This window comes from Proteus sp. G2669, from assembly GCF_009915245.1.
Classification (GTDB): domain Bacteria; phylum Pseudomonadota; class Gammaproteobacteria; order Enterobacterales; family Enterobacteriaceae; genus Proteus.
Map to the genome: position 1 here is coordinate 66,400 of NZ_JAABLX010000050.1, position 18,604 is coordinate 85,003.

An 18,604-nucleotide genomic window follows, 5' to 3' on the forward strand; every position below is an offset into this window, starting at 1 on the left:
GGTTCCTTTAACCAAAGAGGGATAAAACATGATTTATCACCGCAGCATAAGCAGCTGGCTGTGCCTGATGCGCATTATGTCCAGCTTGCGGGATAGTCGTTAATGGTAGCGAATATTGCTGCGCTATCGCTTGAAATTTTTTATCTTTCTCACCACAAAGCCAAATAAATGGCAAAGTGAGTTGCTGCAATTCAGAGACTAGCCAAGGCTGATGACCTAAAGAAAGCATCTCTAAACTTTCTGCAATACAAAACCCCGCATTATGGCGACGTTTTTCAATCAATAATTGTCGGTTTTCATCACTTAGATCAGCAAATACAGGTTGTTGATACCATTGTGTTAATACATCACAAATAGGTTCATTACGAAAACGCTCAGCCCAACATTTATCATGCGCAATGCGATTTTGCCTTTCTGTTGCATCATTTAAACCTGGGTTGCCACCTTCTACAATCAATCCCATTAATCCTGCCGTATCACCAAAACATGCATGATACATCGAGATCCTGCCACCTAACGAGTAACCAATTAACCAATAGTGATCAATACCTTGCTCTTTTAGAGTGTCTGTTAACAAAGTGCTCACTTCAACAAAATCTTTCGCGCTGATAGATGCAGAACCACCATGACGAGGCAAATCAATCACAAGTGATGGATATTCATGGCAAGCCTGAATGACAGGCTCCCATTCACAACCTTCACCTAATAGCCCATGCAACCAAACTAACCAAGGCCCTTCATTATGGGTATTATATCGCTGACATGCTAAAGTCATGAGATGTTACCTGTTTTACCAGCTGATTTAATGTTTTTGCGCCATCAGTATCATCAACAATTAATTCAATTAATGTTGTTGTTGGCGCCCCTGTCCAGCAATCCTGAACAGTCGTTAACAGTGCATCCCAACTTGTTGGTGATACATAATGCAAACCAAACATTGCGGCTGCATGTTTGAAATTTAATGAGTGAGGCATACAGTAAAAACGTTCTCGTTCTGCCTCTGGCGTGGGTAACATAGAAAATATTTGCCCACCGTTATTATTCACTACGATAATAACATTAGGTGCATAAACTTGTTGATGTAACGCTAAACTATTTAAATCATACAATGCCGATAAATCGCCCAAAATTGTTAATGTTGGCTTTTTTGTCGCGCGGTGAACACCTGCAGAGGTTGAAATTAAACCATCAATACCACTTGCACCTCGGTTACTCATTACCGGATAACCTTGTGGTAATCGAGCAAAAGCATCAATTAATCTCACTATCAGACTATTGCCAACAAATAACTGTCCATCACTAGGAAGTAATTTATCTAATTGATGTGCAACCTGTGCTTCACCAAAATAATTCGTTATTTCACTTACCTTTTGATAGGTTTGTGTAGCTATATCTGTTAATGCTTTAGCCCAAGATAAATTATCAACAGCTGGGTGTGCCCTTAACCATTGCATGGGTGATAATGTGAATTTTTCACCTTGATGATGGCCGGGATCTAAGCGTCCCGGAATAGGGTCAACAATCCAATAAGCGTTGGGAGAACATCCCACTTGCCATTGCAATAAACGTTTACCTGTTAAGCTTGAGCCAAATTGAATAACGATTTCGGCATTATTGAGTTTTGATTTTGCTTGTGAGTTATTCAACCATAAATCAGCACAAGGTAACGGTTGCCCTGTTTGGGATAATACATCACCTAATAAAGGCCAACCTAATTGTGATGCCCATTTTGCGACTTCAACACCTTCTTCTGGGCTAATACGCCCAGCGATCACAACACCTTTTTTCTGGCGTAACTCATTCCATTGAGGATGTGTTGAAACTGCATTAAAGCGAGTTTCATGTAACCACGGTTTATCATTTTGCCACCAATTCCCTAAAGCTTCAGTCCATGGTGTTAATGTTTCAACATCATCACCATATAACGGTTCAGCAAAAGGACAATTAACGTGTAACGCGCCATGAACCAATGTATTCATCGCATTATCAAGTGTAGAAACTAACCAGTTTGCGGGAATATCCGCTGTCGGTCGTGGTAAAGAGAGTGTTTGTGAAGGATGCGTTGCAAAAATACCTTGCTGACGGATAGCTTGATTTGCACCGCAATCAATTAATTCGGGCGGTCGGTCTGCGGTTAAAAAGATAACACGCTCCCCTGTTAATCCCGCTTCAATTAATGCCGGATACAAATTAGCGACAGCGGTACCTGATGTCACAATCACGGCAACAGGATCTTTGGTTGCTTTTGCCAACCCCAAAGCTAAATGACCAAGCCCACGTTCATCAAAATGCGTATGACATATTAATTTTTGATTAGCGGCAGCTGCGAGTGTTAAAGGAGTCGAACGTGATCCGGGTGCGATACAGATATGGCGTAAACCATGACGAGTCAAAGTTTCGAGTATAACTTTAGCCCATTGGCGATTAAACGAACTATTAGACATTGATCATCCCAACAACGAAAACCTGCAATTGCTATTATAATATCTGTTCCTAAATACTTTTCCTTAGCCTAGTTCAATGAACAGAAGTTTTCGTTAAATAAATCGTTAAAGAAAACACTCAAAGAGTGCATTATTTAGGCGAGTTGTCCGCCTTATTTTCAAAGCGCTCTTTTTTATCGTTAAGAATAAGAATAAATAACGCTACAGTGCTAAAGAATAGCATCAATTAGTTAACAACTAGCAGTGGTTATTTGAAGAGTAGCACTAAATAACTGACTGTAAAAAAACACTCATCAAATTATGATGATTATTGCTGATGCTATTTATCCTAACTCAGACTTTTAGTAGAAAATTAACTCTCTTTCTCTAGCAATGTTCGTAAACCCGCCGCTTTATTTTCAATTTCTGTCCACTCTTGCTGTGGATCAGAGCCGGCCACAACACCCGCACCTGCATACAGCGTCAAGGTATCATCGTGCAACTCACCACAACGCAAGCTTACTGCAAATTCGGCATGAGGAAGCGATAAATACCCTGCAGATCCGGCATACCAACGACGTTCAAAAGGCTCATGTTTGCGAATAAAAGCGCGCGCAACACTTCTTGGTAATCCACACACCGCCGCAGTTGGCTGTAATCGTTTTAAACAATCAATATCATCTGAATTAATTAATTTTCCATGAATATAACGACGAAGATGTTGTACTTTACGTAAACGGATAACATCAGCTGGAGAGACATCAATACCGTCAACACCACCTTGTAATCGTTGACAAATATCATCAACGACAACCAAATTTTCATGCTGGTTTTTTTTGTCATTCATCAGCCAATCTGCAAACGCTATCGCTTGTTGCTCATTATCCGAACTCGCTACAGTTCCAGCTAACGCTTCGGTATACAACATCAACTCATCACGTTTATATAATCTTTCAGGAGTTGATCCCATAAAGGCATCTGAAGGTGAAAATGCCAGCATATAATGATAGCAATGATGATTGACATCACGACTTGCTTTCATAAATTGAATGGCTTTAAGTGGATTATCTAATGTTAAGCATGTAGCCCTTGCTGGCACTACTTTTTCAAATAAGCCTTGGTTAATTTCATCTAATGCAATATCAAGATAATGAGTCCACTGCTCTTGCGTTAAAGAGTGATTAACTTGAGTCACAGAAACAGAAAGAGGCTCAATATCTAGCGATTGATTTAATGTTTGCAGAAAATCTAAGGTGTCTTTTTTATCAGCGTCATCAAGTAGATTTAAATGAACAGAAAGCTGCTGCTGGTGGCGCCTAATTTCAATTCTAGGTAAAAAAAGATAGGCATCATCCCCATTTATCTCATCTATACGGCCAGGAATAATGGTATCCCACGCATTTAAGCCCCAAATACGCACATCATCAATATTTATATCAGACTGATGAATTGCTAAAAATTGGCGAGCGTCTTGAATATGATTGAAGCAACATAATTGCCCACATGCTGCCACTTCTTCACTCTCATCGCGATGCTGCCAGTAAAATTGCGGATAATACACTTGAGCAGCAAGCCATGAGAGTAATGGGAACGAAACCTCTGACGGCAAGGCGACTTTCAAATGTAAAAGATTACCTTGTGCTGTCAGATTTATTTTTTTAACTTTTTCGTACAGTGTCGAAAACACAGGATTAACCTTTTCCACTCCAAATACCCACAACTAATTAAAAGGGAGATTATACGTCTCTATAAGAATTATCAAAGGGCTGATTAATTATAACCTTTGTCATTTATCAAAGTTTTGTATTTTTCATGTTACAAAGTAGAAGCATTAATCTGTAAATCCTAAATAGTAAACAAATCATTCTAAGAACATGCTGTATAGATAAAAAATTATTATACATAAGAGAGGTTATATGGATACAACCACCTATGAACATATAGATAAAATTATCGAAACGCCCGATATTCCCAAAGAGGCACTCAGCTTAATACTCGGAATAGATAACGAAAATGGGCGCTTACCCGGAATTGTTACTTCTCATGATTTAATTAAGATAAAATCTTATATTAACAAAGCACTTTCACTCCCTTACAAATTAGAAGATGTTATCAATTTTATTGGTTACAATGAAATAAGCATACAACAACTCTCCTCTGATAATATCTTGTCTCTTTTTGTTCGGATCCGAGAACATGCATTTGAATGGAATAAAATTGAATATGCAATAAAACAACAAGCTATTGATTTAGAAATCATGGGAAGGGAAATAACATCTACGGGTGAAAACATCATTTTATTTATTAGCCAAATGCCTTTATTAACCAAAATCTCAACTGTTATCAATGATCTTTCCGATCAAGAATTGGCTAATATTAAATATACCGATCAGGATAAACAAATTTCGACTCAACTTATTCATATATTAGAAAGTATGAAACAAGATATCGAAACTGAACGAGATAAAACCCTTAAAATAAAAGATCTTTTATCTACCTTTAGAAGTAAAATAATGGGTGGGAAAGATAGTAGAAATATACAATATCAATCTATTTATCATGAGGTCATTAACAAAAAAAAACTCATTAATGAATTCAATAATAGTAATAATATCTCTCTCATTGATGAACGAGACTTACTGATTGAGGATATTAAAATATTAAAAGAGGAGTATAAAAACTATGTTGGTCTTGCTTTTACAGGACTTGCGGCAGGTATTATTGGCGTTATTATTACAGGAGGTATTTTTGGCGCTAAAGCTGAAAAAATACGCAAAAAGAGAAATGAATCAATAGAAAAAGTAAAAAGCCTTAATAAGGAGATAGATATCTATACTAACTTATCTCTCTATTTAAATTCTCTTTATATTGAATTGGACGATGTAGAACAACTTATCGAAGATACAAATATAGCATTAGAGCATATTGAATATGTCTGGCAGGCCATAATAACAGAGATAGATGCATCAATAAGTAACTTCAATAAAATAAACAATGCATTAGAACTCATTAAATTTAGTATCTATTTAGAAAAAATCATTTCACCTTGGTATATGGTTATTGGGTATTCAAAAGAGATTTTTATTTCTTTTGATAATGCACTCTCTTCTTTTTACTCATCAAATTAACAAAAGGAAATTGTTATGAATAATAGTAGAAAACAGGTAACGCCTGAAATAAAATTTGAGCATACAAAACTATTTCATGCTTATCGAAACATTCTTTATTTAAGTAATAATAAATGTTACATGAATAATGATTTCAACAACGAATTAACCTTATTCATAGAAAGAAATAATAAAAATATTGAAAACATTATCTATTTCTCACTTGTTTTAAAAACAAGATTAAGGCAGAAATTACTTAATGATACATTTAAAATAGTTAATGAAATTGATAATGAGATAAAAAAAGATTCACTCAGTATCGAATTGAAAATAAAATTAGAAGAGGAAAAGAAAGAGATACTAGATATATTTCTAAATGAAGTCAATGAAACTAAAAAAATCATTGATGAACATTGTCTATTTCTTTCATCAGAAATAAATCAACTCAAAACACAGTTTGTTAGTGATAGGATCATGCCTTTTATTATTGATAAAGAAAATCTCATCAATACATTAACAACTCAAATTGCAACATTAGAGCATGAAAATGAAAAGACAAAACAAGAACTCGATATCATACGCCAAAGTGAAGATATTTTAAACAAACGGAGTTTTTTCGACCTTTTTAATGGCTCTATTCCTTTAAAATCAGAAATTGAAGCACTTAACATTGAAAATAAGGAAAAAAATATTTTATCTTCATTGATAGAAATACTTGATAAGTTATTTTCTACATTAAGCCATGGTTTTTCATATGCTAAAATTGTTGAAACTCGTCATCAACTCACAACGCTTTTTCTTTCACAAATAAAACAACTTAGCCAATTAAAAAATGAGAAGCAAAATACTTCATTTACATTAAAACACTACTATATGTTAATTGATATTGACCTTTTTTTAAGGGAATTTATTGAACAATTAATCGTGTTAAATGAGTCTTGGAAAATGATAAATTCACAATTTACAACTTTGAAAAGTAATATGTCATTAACGGAAAAATTTCTTATCCCCCTTTTCCCATTCTTAGATGACTTCACTTTATATTATAGTAATAAAGAACAATTAAAATACACCGAGAATTAACCATAAAAAACGGCTCTATAAAAAGAGCCGTTTTATTATTTGAATTTTTTGTTCTTACGATTAATTTACAGCAGGTGCAATAATCGCAAAATTCGTCAATTCAATTAATGGTTGTGGCCATACACCTAATGCAATCACAACAATCGCACAGATTAATGCAACAAATGTCGCCATATTTTGTGATGTGGTTGCAACCGCTGGCGTATTGTCATTGTCTGGTTTACGTAAGAAAACAATCGCAGCTGCACGTAGGTAGTAGAATAAACCTATCGCACTACCTAACACGACCATACCAGTTAACCACCATAAGCTTGAGTTAATACCTGCAATAATCACATATAGTTTACCAATGAATCCTAAGGTAATTGGTACACCAGCCAGTGATAACATCATCAGGGACATAACTACAGCAACAACAGGACGGCGCCAGAATAATCCACGGTAATCTTCTAGTGAATCCATTTCGCTTTCGCGATAAGGACTTGAAGCTACCGCGATTGCACCAAATGCACCTAAGCTTGCAAACAAGTAACCCGCTAAATAGATTTCGGCCGTTTCTTGCGCCAGCACAGGACTGTATTGCAATACAATTAATGCCACTAGCAGATAACCAAGATGTGATACCGAAGAGTAACCCAGTAAGCGCTTCACGCTTTTTTGCGTTAACGCCATAATGTTACCAAACAGAATAGAGGCAATTGCCATGAAACCTAAGATCATTCGTAAGGTTTCACTATCTGCTGCAGGCGCTTCAAGGAATAAACGCATCACAACTGCAAAAATACCAATCTTGCTTGCAGTGGCTAAGAATGCCCCCGTTGGTGCTGGCGCACCTTGGTAAACATCAGGTGTCCATAATTGGAATGGGAATAAAGATAATTTAAATCCAATTCCCACCAACATCATGCCTAAACCTGCAAGCACTAATGGTTTATGGATATTGCTATCACTTAAACTTTGTCCCATAGCAGTAAAGGAAAGGTTTCCTGCTTCTGCATAGAGCAGTGCCATACCAAACAGTAAGAAAGAAGACGCAGCTGCTGAAAGCAGCATGTATTTAATACCCGCTTCCAGTGATGGACGTTGTTGGAATGCATAGCCGATAAGACCAAACAGTGGCAATGTCAGCAATTCAATACCAATAAACATCGATGCGAAATGATGAGCAGATGAGAGTAAAATCCCCCCCACTACTGCAATCGCAATCAGCAAGTAAAACTCTTCTTTGTTATCTTGATAGCCTTCTAACCAAGGATAAGCAAAAGCGATAGTACCAATACCAGAAAGAATAACTAGCGCAGTAAAGAAGCTAGAGTATCCATCAACATGGTAAAGCGTGGTCACGTCAACGACGCCTAATGCATTAACGTAATAGAGTGATCCCAACGCAATAATGAAACCCGTTGCTGTCAAAGTGGCAATGGTGAAATGATCGCGTCGCCACGCAATGGACAGCATCACAACCACCACCGTCAATCCGACGATTAATAGCGGTAGCATTGCGATCAATTGTTCAGGAGTTATTGTCATGGCGAATTACGGCCTTACTGTTGAAATAGAAGCGGAATACCAAGTCTGGAGATTTTCCATCGCTGATGCCGAGGTGTCTAATACTGGTTGTGGGAAGAAGCCCAAAATAACCAGTAAAACCACCAAGGTGATCAGGATAAAGAATTCTCTCAGATCCAACCCTTTATAGGTTCTTTCAGCTGTTTTCGGTGAACCGTAGTAAGCCTGTTGCATCATCCATAGTGCGTAAACAGATGCAAAGACTAAACCAAAGACCGAAATAATCGTGATCAGCTTAAAGTTGCCATAAGTACCAAACAGGATCATAAACTCACCTACGAAGTTACCTGTTCCTGGCATACCTAAAGAGGCAACTGCAAAGAACAGTGAAAACGCAGGTAAGAAACGGATGCTTTTCCACAATCCACCCATTTGATTCATATCACGCGTACCTAAGCGTTCATACAGCATGCCACACATGATAAATAGACCTGCAGCTGACAAACCGTTAGTGATCATCTGAATGATAGCACCTTGATAAGCCAATACAGAGCCAGCATAAATCGCAATCACGATAAAGCCCATGTGAGAAATACTACTGTAAGCCGCAAGACGTTTAATATCTGTCTGACGAAATGCCAGTAATGCTGCATAAAATACGGTAATTAAACCTAACCACATTGCCACAGGAGCAAGCAATGCTGATGCTTCTGGGAACAGTGGTAAGTTAAAACGCAATAAACCGTAAGCTGCTGTTTTTAACAAAATACCGGATAAGTCAACAGAACCCGCTGTTGGTGCTTCTGCGTGCGCATCAGCTAACCAGCCATGAACAGGAACAATTGGCATTTTCACCGCAAATGCAGCGAAGAAACCTAGCATCAGGATAAATTGTAGCTCAGTACCTAATACGGTGTGTGCTTGTAATAAGGTGTCATAGCTAAACGTCCAAATACCTGTTTCACGGTAGAAAGCAACCGCTAAACCGATAATGGCCAGCAACATTAACAGGCCACTTGCCTGTGTATAGATAAAGAATTTCGTTGCTGCACTGACGTGTGCTTTATCACTACTTCCTTTGTGTCCCCATAAAGAAATCAGGAAATACATTGGGATCAACATCATTTCCCAGAAGAAGAAGAATAAGAACAGATCCGTCGCTAAAAATACCCCCATTACACCTGCTAAGATCCACAGCAGGTTAAAATGGAAAGCACCTTGTGATGGTTGATTTTCATTCCACGATGAAAGTACCGCTAAGATACCTAAAATCGCAGTTAATACAGCCATCAGTAATGACATACCATCAAGTGCGAACTGGATGTTGATCCCTAACGCAGGGATCCACGGCACAAAGAAATACTCTGTCCAGCGTGGTGCTCCATCAGCACTGAGTAGTTGATAATCGCCTTGCAACCAAAGTTGCACAGAAATAACGAGTGTTAATCCCATCGTCAGCAACGCAACCCAGCGAGGAACTTGCGAGCCAATTCGTTCAGCCTGCCAACTTAGCAGGCCACCGATGAAGGGAATAAGTATTAGCCAGGGTAATAACATGGCGCAATGTGTCCCTTAATTAAACCAGAAGCAGCAGAGCGATAACCAGCACTGCACCTAAACCGAGAGAAGCCGCATACCAACGTGCTAATCCATTTTCACTGAAACTTAATCCTTTATTGGTGCCTTTAAGCAAGCAACCAAATAAATTAAAGAATTGGTTCACAGGATCATTTTGGATAAGCCACGCCGCCCCTTTATAAGGTTTGACAAACAGCACTTCATACAGAGCATCGAATCCCCAAGCATGGAACCACCATGTTGAGAAGAAACGACCGGTACGAGTATTGGCAACCTTAGAAACACATTGACGCTGTTTCAGGTATAACCATGCTGCAATGGCAACGCCTACAATCGCTACCACACCAGAAAGTATTTCTAACACATACTTACCATCATGAGATGCGCTTCCTTCAGGGAACACAGCACCTAACGGTTGAGTAATTAATGCACCGATAAACGTTGATAACAGTGCTAATACCGCTAATGGGAAAGTATGTGTAAAACCTTTAACTTGGTGTGCTTCGGTTTTGGTTTCACCATGGAATACGATGAAAATCAAACGGAAGGTATAAAGTGACGTAAATAACGCACCAATTAACCCTGCTAGCATTAAGTTAAAATGCCCGTTTGAGTACGCACCCCATAAGATTTCATCTTTACTGAAGAACCCTGCTGTTAACAGTGGTAATGCCGCTAATGCGCCACCACCAATTAAGAAACATGCATAAACAAATGGGATCTTCTTACGTAACCCGCCCATCTTAAAGATATTCTGTTCGTGGTGGCAGGCTACAATTACCGAACCTGCGGATAAGAACAGTAACGCTTTAAAGAAAGCGTGGGTCATTAAGTGGAAAATTGCGGCATCCCATGCTTGAGCGCCTAAAGCCAAGAACATATAACCAATTTGGCTCATGGTTGAATAAGCAAGAATACGTTTAATATCTGTTTGTACTAAGGCAGCAAAACCCGCTAACACTAATGTCACAGCACCGATAATACCAACTAACTCCAGTACTTCTGGTGCCATTAAGAATAGCGCATTACTACGTGCCACTAAGTACACACCTGCTGTAACCATGGTTGCGGCGTGAATTAATGCAGATACAGGTGTTGGGCCTGCCATTGCATCGGCTAACCAAGTTTGTAATGGAAGCTGTGCAGATTTACCTACAGCACCGCCTAATACCATTAACATTGCCCAGTTAATAACACTTGAACCTACTGCTAATTGCTCAGGAGCAAGCACTGCCATTTCACGGAAGCTTAATGTACCTAATTGGTCAAACAGGATAAACATACCGATAGCTAAGAACACATCACCGATACGCGTTACGATAAACGCTTTCATCGCCGCTGCGCCATTGGCAGGATTGCTATAATAGAAACCAATTAACAGGTAGCTACATAGGCCAACCCCTTCCCAACCCATATACATCAGCATCATGTTATCAGCCAGTACTAAAACAACCATACTTGCGATAAATAAGTTGGTATAAGCAAAGAAGCGAGAATATCCTTCTTCTCCACGCATATACCACGATGCATACATATGAATAAGGAAGCCAACACCGGTAATAACACCCAGCATGGTTAACGAAAGACCATCAAGAACCAGAGTGAATGGAATATTAAAATTCCCTGCTGACATCCAGTTCCATAAAGTCAGAACATAAGTTTCTTGCCCATTGGCAAAGAAATCCATACCAGCCCAAAGTGCAACTAAAGCCGATAAACCAACCGAACCTGTACCAATCCATGCTGATACGTTTTCAGACCAACGACCACGTGAGAAAGCGAGCAGTAAAAATCCCAGCAGTGGTAGCAGAATGGTTAAATAGAGTATATTCATCCGCGCATCTCACTGACTGTATCAATATTGATGTTTTGGCGATGTCTATGAAGCTGTAACAACAATGCCAGACCAATACTTGCCTCTGCCGCTGCCAAGCTGATTGCCAGAATATACATTATCTGACCATCTGTTTGACCCCAAAAGCTACCACCGACAACAAATGCCAGTGCAGCCGCATTAATCATAATTTCTAGTCCGATCAACATAAACAACAGGTTGCGGCGAAGTACTAAGCAGGTAAAACCTAACACAAACAGTACCGCAGCCAAGATCAAACCATGTTGAAGAGGTATCATTTTTGCTCCCCTGCGTTTTCGTTTTCGACGAGATCGTCATGGCTCTGATCACGACCAATGTGATAAGCAACTATTAACCCTGACAATAAGAGAACAGATGCTAACTCAACAGCCAGAATATAAGGCCCAAACAAGCTAATACCGACCTCTTTCGCGCCAATTATTTCTCCAGTAATTTCACCGTGAGTGACACTACTAATTGCATAAATAAGTACGACTAATAGCATCAGAGATAAAAGAGCTGGCCCAATCCAAAACTTCGGTTGTAGCCACTTTCTCTCTTGATCAACGACGGATTTACCTAAGTTGAGCATCATCACCACGAAAACGAACAACACCATAATGGCGCCAGCGTAAACGATGATTTCTAATGCACCTGCGAAATAGGCGCCCAGCGAGAAGAAAACCACAGAGAGTGCAATCAATGAAATCACTAAGTACAACAATGCGTGTACTGGATTGGTATGAGTGATAACTCTCAATGTTGCAAGGATGGCAATCAGCCCCGCGATGTAAAATGCAAATTCCATGAATATCGCTCCTTACGGTAACAGGCTTTTGACATCGATAGGTTTAGCTTCATCATCTGCATCACCTTTGTCTTTGCCGTTAATCGCCATACCTGTTTTACGGTAAAAGTTATATTCAGGATATTTGCCGGGTCCAGAAATCAACAAATCGTCTTTTTCATAAACCAGATCCTGACGCTTAAACTCACCCATTTCAAAATCAGGCGTCAATTGTAACGCCGTTGTTGGACAAGCTTCTTCACATAAACCGCAGAAAATACAGCGAGAAAAGTTGATACGGAAAAATTCCGGATACCAACGACCATCTTCATGTTCTGCTTTCTGTAATGAAATACAGCCAACTGGACAAACTGCTGCACACAAGTTACAAGCAACACAGCGCTCTTCACCATCGGGATCACGCGTCAATACAATACGTCCACGGTAGCGTGGTGCAACATTGACAGGTTCTTCCGGGTACATCTGTGTTTCGCGTTTGGCGAAGGCGTGTAAGCCAATCATCCAAATGCTTCGTACCTGGGTGCCGAAACCAGTCAATAACTCTTTTAAAGTCATGGTTCAATCACCCCTTATTGAGCGTTGTAAAGTATCACTGCAGCAGTTACCAGCAGATTGATAAGAGTTAACGGTAAGCAAATTTTCCAACCAAAAGACATCACTTGGTCGTAACGCGGACGCGGTAACGATGCACGAATAAGGATGAACATCATCATAAAGAATCCTGTTTTCAGTGCAAACCAAATGAATGATGGTAAGAAAGGACCTTGCCAACCACCAAAGAATAACGTCACGATAAGACCTGATACTGCAACGATCCCGATATATTCACCGACAAAGAACAGACCGAATTTCATACCGGAATATTCAATGTGATAACCATCAGCAAGTTCTTGTTCTGCTTCTGGTTGGTCAAATGGATGACGGTGACAAACAGCAACGCCAGCAATCGCAAACGTAATAAAGCCGAAGAATTGTGGAATAACATTCCACATATTCGCTTGTGAATTCACAATATCTGTCAAGTTAAAAGAGCCTGCTTGAGCAACAACCCCTAAGATTGAGAGTCCTAAGAACACCTCATAACTTACGGTTTGTGCTGATGCACGCATTGCACCTAACAATGAGTATTTATTGTTACTTGACCAACCCGCAAATAACACGGCATAAACCGCGATACCCGCAACCATCAAGAAGAATAAAATACCGATGTTTAAGTCAGCAACAACCCATGTTGAGCTAACAGGTACAATAGCAAATGACAGTAATAAAGATGAAAACGCAATTACTGGTGCTATGGTGAAGATAAAGCGGTCAGCAAATTTTGGGATCCAGTCCTCTTTAAAGAACATTTTGATCATATCCGCAATTAGCTGTGCTGAACCTGCATAACCTACACGGTTAGGCCCATAACGGTTTTGGAATAATCCCAGTAAACGGCGTTCCCCCATACTCATAAAAGCACCACAGGTGACCACGACAAGCAAGATCACCACGGCTTTTAGAACGGTGAGTAAAATCTCTGTAACTTCAGGAGATAACCAGCTCATTATGCAATACCCCGCAGTTGACGAACCGATACACCCACCAGCGATGGAGAAATACCTGCCATACCTAACGGCAAGCCGATTTGACCTTGAGTCAGGTGAGCACTGATTTTCACAGGTAAGGTGAATTCACGACCTTCGTAAGTAAACATGGCTTGCTGACCCTGAGTTAACGCTAATGCTTGTGCATCAGATTCGCTCAATGTTAAATAAGCCGTTTCCATACGAGATTGGATAACTTCTGCACGTTGTGATAATTCTTCACTACCAAATAAACGGTAGCAAGGTGCGACAGTCCACTGATTTTTCTGTGCATTAAATGGCGCAGGAATATCCGTGAAGTAGCCTAGTGTATTATCACCACATTCAATTAGACGCACACCTGGATCACCAAAGCGTAAGCTGCCACCCACTTCGGCTTGGAATTTATTCCATGCTTGAGGTGAATTCCAACCCGGTGCCCATGCAAATGGAATTTGCTGGCGAGGCGCTGTTGGGCTGTTATTACCTTCCATTGAGAATGCAAATGGTGTGTCGATATCTTTTGGCTGACGCTGTTCATGAACAGACACATTCGCCAACATAGATGTACGACCACTATAACGATGTGGTTCACGTGCCAGTTTTTGACCGCGAATACGGAATGACGCATTCGGTGCAGCATCAACAATGCCCGCAAACTGAGGAAGACGTGTTGCACAATGCTCAATCACATTGTCTAACTGTGTCCAATCCAGTGTTCTTTCATGCCATTGTGAATCAACCGCACTTAACCAACGCCAGCTTTCATGCATCACGACTTCTTTGTTATAGAAAGAAGGTTCGAAAACTTGGAAGTAACGCTGTGCTCTGCCCTCTTGACTCACCATTGTTCCATCGCTTTCAGCGAATGAAGAAGCAGGGAGAACCAGATGTGCTTTCGCCATAATGTCTGTTTGCTGGTGGTCAATAACAATTAAGTTATCCACTTTCGCAACCGCATCATCAATCACATCAGCATCGTAATGGCGATATAAATCGTTTTCCATAACAACAACGGTGTCTGCTTGACCACTGCGCATGATTTTTAACGCATCATCAAGAGGTTGCGCATTCATCATGGCAAGACCCATGCTGTTTGCATCATCAGCAACGAAAGAAAGTCCCACTTCATTGCCTTTTGCTTTTAATGCAAACGCAATGTTGGCAGCGGCTTTAATGACGTCTTCGCTACCTGCATGACTACCACTGATAATTAATGGTTTTTTCGCTTGAGAAAGTGCTTGAACAACCATCTCGATATGTTTATTCAGCGCTTCATCAATGCCATCAACCGCTGGTGCTTCACCATTAATGTTATTGGCAATTGTAAAACCTAAGCGTGCTTGATCAACAACCGGGGCGCGATAACTCCACGCAGCAACATCATCAAGACGAGTTTCATCAACATGAGTCACAAACAGTGGGTATTTAGCACGTTGCCCGATATTCATAATCGCAGCGATTTGCCAATCAGCCACTTTTTGAGCTGCTGCCATTTCGCGAGCTTTACCTTTCACTGCTTGGCGTACAGACAATGCCATACGAGCACCGGTTTGCGTTAAATCTTCACCTAACACTAAAACTGCATCGTAATCTTCAATTTCACGTAGAGATGGAGTATGAACACCACCTTTTTGTAAAATCTCTAGCATTAATGTCAAACGTTTCTGCTCTGATGCAGAAATACCGCTATAGAAGTTTTCAGCACCCACAACTTCACGTAATGCAAAGTTACTTTCGATACTTGCACGCGGTGAGCCAATACCAACAATACGCTGGCTTTTTTTCAGCATATCCGCAGCAGCTTGAGTTGCTTGAACAGCATTGATCTCTAACCAGTTACTACCTAAACGTTTTTTAGGTTGACGAGGTCTGCTTGCTAAGTTCACATAGCCATAGCCAAAACGACCACGGTCACAGAGGAAATAGCGGTTTACAGTCCCGTTATAACGGTTTTCAATACGACGTAATTCACCATAACGTTCACCTGGGCTTGTATTACAGCCCATGCTACAACCTTGGCAAATACTTGGTGCAAACTGCATATCCCACTTACGGTTATAACGTGATGAGTGAGTTTTATCAGTAAATACACCCGTCGGACAAATTTCGACCAAGTTACCCGAGAATTCGCTCTCTAATGTGCCATCTTCAACACGTCCAAAGAAAACGTTGTTATGTGCACCAAAGACACCTAAATCAGTACCATCAGCATAGTCTTTGTAGTAACGAACACAGCGGTAACAAGCAATACAACGGTTCATTTCATGAGAAATAAACGGTCCCAGATCTTGGTTTCTATGTGTACGCTTCGTAAAGCGATAGCGACGCATAGTGTGACCTGTCATTACCGTCATATCTTGAAGATGGCAGTTACCGCCTTCTTCACAAACTGGACAGTCATGAGGATGGTTTGTCATATACCATTCAACAACGCTTTCACGGAATTTCTTCGCTTCTTCGTCATCAATAGAAATAAACGTGCCATCAGTCGCTGGTGTCATACAAGACATCACTAAACGACCGCGGGTATCCTCAGCATTTTGATACTGCTTAACCGCACACTGGCGGCAAGCGCCAACGCTTCCCAGCGCTGGGTGCCAGCAAAAATAAGGAATATCTAAGCCTAAATTAAGACAGGCTTCTAACAGGTTATCAGCCCCGTTAACTTCATATTCTTTGCCGTCTACATGAATCGTAGCCATAGTCAGCATGCTTCCCAAAGGCCTGCACAGCAGGCGTTAAACCTAGAATGTGTCGTAAAAAATTACCAGCGGCTTTTCAGCAAGTTAGGCTGAATACCTCTGATTAAGTTGGCATTGGTATAATCTTCTTGAATAATGCCCGCTTCAAATTCTTCACGGAAATATTTAATGGCGCTTTGTAAAGGTTCTACTGCACCCGGTGCGTGAGCACAGAATGTGTGTCCTGGACTTAAAGAACGACATAAATGCTCAAGGGTTTCAATATCACCAGGGCGACCTTTACCGTTTTCTATCGCACGTAAGATTTCGACACTCCATGGCAAGCCATCACGACAAGGTGTACACCAGCCGCAAGATTCACGCGCAAAGAATTCTTCTAAGTTGCGAGTTAATGAAACCATATTAATTTCATTATCTACTGCCATCGCAAGCGCTGTGCCTAAACGGCTACCTGCTTTTGCAATCGTGCCAAAATCCATTGGGAGGTCGAGATGATCTTCAGTTAGAAAGTCAGTACCTGCACCACCCGGTTGCCATGCTTTCAGCTTAAGACCATCGCGCATACCGCCTGCGTAATCTTCAAGGATCTCACGCGCTGTTGTACCAAATGGTAATTCCCATAAGCCCGGAAATTTCACGCGACCTGAGAATCCCATTAATTTAGTACCCGCATCTGGGCTTTTGCCTTCACTTAAGCCGATATACCAATCTTTGCCATGTTCAATAATCGCGGGCACATTACACAGTGTTTCAACGTTATTGACACAGGTTGGTTTACCCCATGCACCTGATGTTGCAGGGAATGGTGGTTTAGAGCGCGGGTTAGCACGACGACCTTCTAAGGAGTTGATTAATGCTGTTTCTTCACCACAGATGTAACGACCAGCACCTGTATGAACGAACAGTTCAAAATCAATACCTGAACCGAAGATATTTTTACCAAGGAAACCCGCTGCTTTTGCTTCCTCGATTGCATGGCGTAAATGCTTAGCCGCTTCAATATATTCGCCACGAAGGAAAATATAACCACGATAAGCTTTTAGTGCGTGAGCACCGATAATCATCCCTTCAATTAACAGATGTGGAAGTTCTTCCATTAAGAGACGGTCTTTATATGTTCCCGGCTCCATTTCATCTGCATTACAAAGGATGTAACGGATATTCATGCTTTCATCTTTTGGCATCAGGCTCCATTTCAAGCCTGTTGAGAATCCAGCACCACCACGACCTTTTAGGCCAGCATCTTTGACTTCTGTCGTAACTTCAGTCGGTGACATGCCTTTTAATGCTTTTTCTGCCGCTTTATAACCGTTTTTAGCACGGTATTCATCCAGCCATACAGGCTGACGATCATCGCGTAAGCGCCACGTTAGCGGGTGCGTTTCTGCGCTACGAATAATCGGTTTTGCTCCTGAAATTGCTGTCATGGATACTGCTCCAGTAACGTTTCAATCTCTTCAGGTTTAACAAAGCTGTGAGTATCGTCATCTACCATCATGGTAGGACCTTTATCACAATTACCTAAACAGCAGGTTGGCAGTAATGTAAAGCGACCATCTGGTGTTGTTTGACCAGGGATGATATTAAGATGCTTTTCAATTGCTGCTTGAATGCCTTGATAACCTGTAATATGACAAACCACGCTGTCACAAAAACGAATAATGTGACGACCAACGGGTTGACGGAAAATTTGGCTATAGAACGTAGCAACGCCTTCAACATCGCTAGCAGGGATCCCAAGAACATCCGCAATCGCATAGATTGCGCCGTCTTCCACCCATCCACGGTTCTTTTGCACAATTTTCAGTGCTTCTATAGATGCTGCTCGCGGATCTTCGTAGTGATGTTTTTCTTGTTCAATTTCGGCACGTTCTTCTTCAGTTAATACAAACGTCGCTTTCTTTGAATGCGTGACATCAACAATTTCAATCTGCACCGCATCATCTTTTTGGTTTAATTCATTTTGCATGA

The 18,604-nt window shown here is 40.5% G+C and carries 15 protein-coding genes; 2 read left to right on the forward strand and 13 right to left on the reverse strand.

All coding sequences use genetic code 11. The annotated features are described in order from the left end of the window. Positions 1-7: 7 nt before the first annotated feature. The 3 genes from menH to GWI68_RS14285 form a co-directional block, all read right to left on the reverse strand. Positions 8-775: a 2-succinyl-6-hydroxy-2,4-cyclohexadiene-1-carboxylate synthase gene (gene menH, locus GWI68_RS14275; RefSeq protein ID WP_166540720.1), complete on the reverse strand. Its 768-nt coding sequence runs from the start codon at positions 773-775 to the stop codon at positions 8-10. Beyond that, the gene (gene menD / locus GWI68_RS14280; RefSeq protein WP_166540721.1) at positions 750-2,444 is read right to left on the reverse strand and encodes a 2-succinyl-5-enolpyruvyl-6-hydroxy-3-cyclohexene-1-carboxylic-acid synthase; all 1,695 of its coding nucleotides are present in this window, start codon (positions 2,442-2,444) and stop codon (positions 750-752) included. Before menD ends, menH begins: the two co-directional genes overlap by 26 nt. 352 nt (positions 2,445-2,796) lie before the next feature. Continuing rightward, complete coding sequence (locus GWI68_RS14285; protein ID WP_166540722.1) at positions 2,797-4,128, reverse strand: isochorismate synthase; 1,332 nt, start codon at positions 4,126-4,128, stop codon at positions 2,797-2,799. Positions 4,129-4,339: 211 nt separating this feature from the next. Here GWI68_RS14285 and GWI68_RS14290 point away from each other — a divergent pair, with 211 nt between their 5' ends. Both GWI68_RS14290 and GWI68_RS14295 read left to right on the forward strand, forming a co-directional pair. Further along, entirely contained in the window at positions 4,340-5,551 is a 1,212-nt protein-coding gene (locus tag GWI68_RS14290; protein WP_109407239.1) for an alpha-xenorhabdolysin family binary toxin subunit A, read from the forward strand. A 15-nt stretch (positions 5,552-5,566) separates the two neighbouring features. Next, the gene (locus tag GWI68_RS14295) at positions 5,567-6,613 is read left to right on the forward strand and encodes an alpha-xenorhabdolysin family binary toxin subunit B (protein WP_166540723.1); all 1,047 of its coding nucleotides are present in this window, start codon (positions 5,567-5,569) and stop codon (positions 6,611-6,613) included. Positions 6,614-6,673: 60 nt separating this feature from the next. Here GWI68_RS14295 and nuoN read toward each other — a convergent pair whose 3' ends face one another. From nuoN to nuoE, 10 genes are read right to left on the reverse strand one after another with little or no spacing between them, the layout of a single operon-like run. After that, positions 6,674-8,143 (reverse strand): NADH-quinone oxidoreductase subunit NuoN, encoded by a 1,470-nt coding sequence (gene nuoN / locus GWI68_RS14300; RefSeq protein ID WP_109407241.1) that lies wholly within the window; start codon positions 8,141-8,143, stop codon positions 6,674-6,676. Positions 8,144-8,149: 6 nt separating this feature from the next. After that, positions 8,150-9,679, reverse strand: a complete 1,530-nt coding sequence (gene nuoM / locus GWI68_RS14305) for an NADH-quinone oxidoreductase subunit M (protein ID WP_166540724.1) — start codon at positions 9,677-9,679, stop codon at positions 8,150-8,152. A gap of 19 nt (positions 9,680-9,698) precedes the next feature. Then, positions 9,699-11,534, reverse strand: a complete 1,836-nt coding sequence (gene nuoL / locus GWI68_RS14310) for an NADH-quinone oxidoreductase subunit L (RefSeq protein WP_166540725.1) — start codon at positions 11,532-11,534, stop codon at positions 9,699-9,701. Continuing rightward, positions 11,531-11,833: an NADH-quinone oxidoreductase subunit NuoK gene (gene nuoK, locus GWI68_RS14315; protein ID WP_023581731.1), complete on the reverse strand. Its 303-nt coding sequence runs from the start codon at positions 11,831-11,833 to the stop codon at positions 11,531-11,533. The genes nuoL and nuoK overlap by 4 nt, the downstream gene beginning before the upstream one ends. Further along, complete coding sequence (gene nuoJ / locus GWI68_RS14320) at positions 11,830-12,363, reverse strand: NADH-quinone oxidoreductase subunit J (protein WP_072063175.1); 534 nt, start codon at positions 12,361-12,363, stop codon at positions 11,830-11,832. Before nuoJ ends, nuoK begins: the two co-directional genes overlap by 4 nt. Positions 12,364-12,375: 12 nt before the next feature. Continuing rightward, the gene (gene nuoI, locus GWI68_RS14325; RefSeq protein WP_006533299.1) at positions 12,376-12,918 is read right to left on the reverse strand and encodes an NADH-quinone oxidoreductase subunit NuoI; all 543 of its coding nucleotides are present in this window, start codon (positions 12,916-12,918) and stop codon (positions 12,376-12,378) included. 14 nt (positions 12,919-12,932) lie between these two features. After that, a complete protein-coding gene (gene nuoH / locus GWI68_RS14330) occupies positions 12,933-13,910 on the reverse strand; it encodes an NADH-quinone oxidoreductase subunit NuoH (protein WP_006533300.1) in 978 nt (325 codons plus the stop codon). Continuing rightward, positions 13,910-16,642 carry an NADH-quinone oxidoreductase subunit NuoG gene (gene nuoG / locus GWI68_RS14335; RefSeq protein ID WP_166540726.1) on the reverse strand — a complete coding sequence of 911 codons (2,733 nt, stop codon included), beginning with the start codon at positions 16,640-16,642 and terminating at the stop codon, positions 13,910-13,912. The genes nuoH and nuoG overlap by 1 nt, the downstream gene beginning before the upstream one ends. A gap of 53 nt (positions 16,643-16,695) precedes the next feature. Next, complete coding sequence (nuoF, locus tag GWI68_RS14340; RefSeq protein WP_072063177.1) at positions 16,696-18,060, reverse strand: NADH-quinone oxidoreductase subunit NuoF; 1,365 nt, start codon at positions 18,058-18,060, stop codon at positions 16,696-16,698. Continuing rightward, on the reverse strand, positions 18,057-18,602 hold the full coding sequence (nuoE, locus tag GWI68_RS14345) for an NADH-quinone oxidoreductase subunit NuoE (RefSeq protein ID WP_006533305.1): 546 nt from the start codon (positions 18,600-18,602) through the stop codon (positions 18,057-18,059). The genes nuoF and nuoE overlap by 4 nt, the downstream gene beginning before the upstream one ends. Positions 18,603-18,604 lie beyond the last annotated feature (2 nt).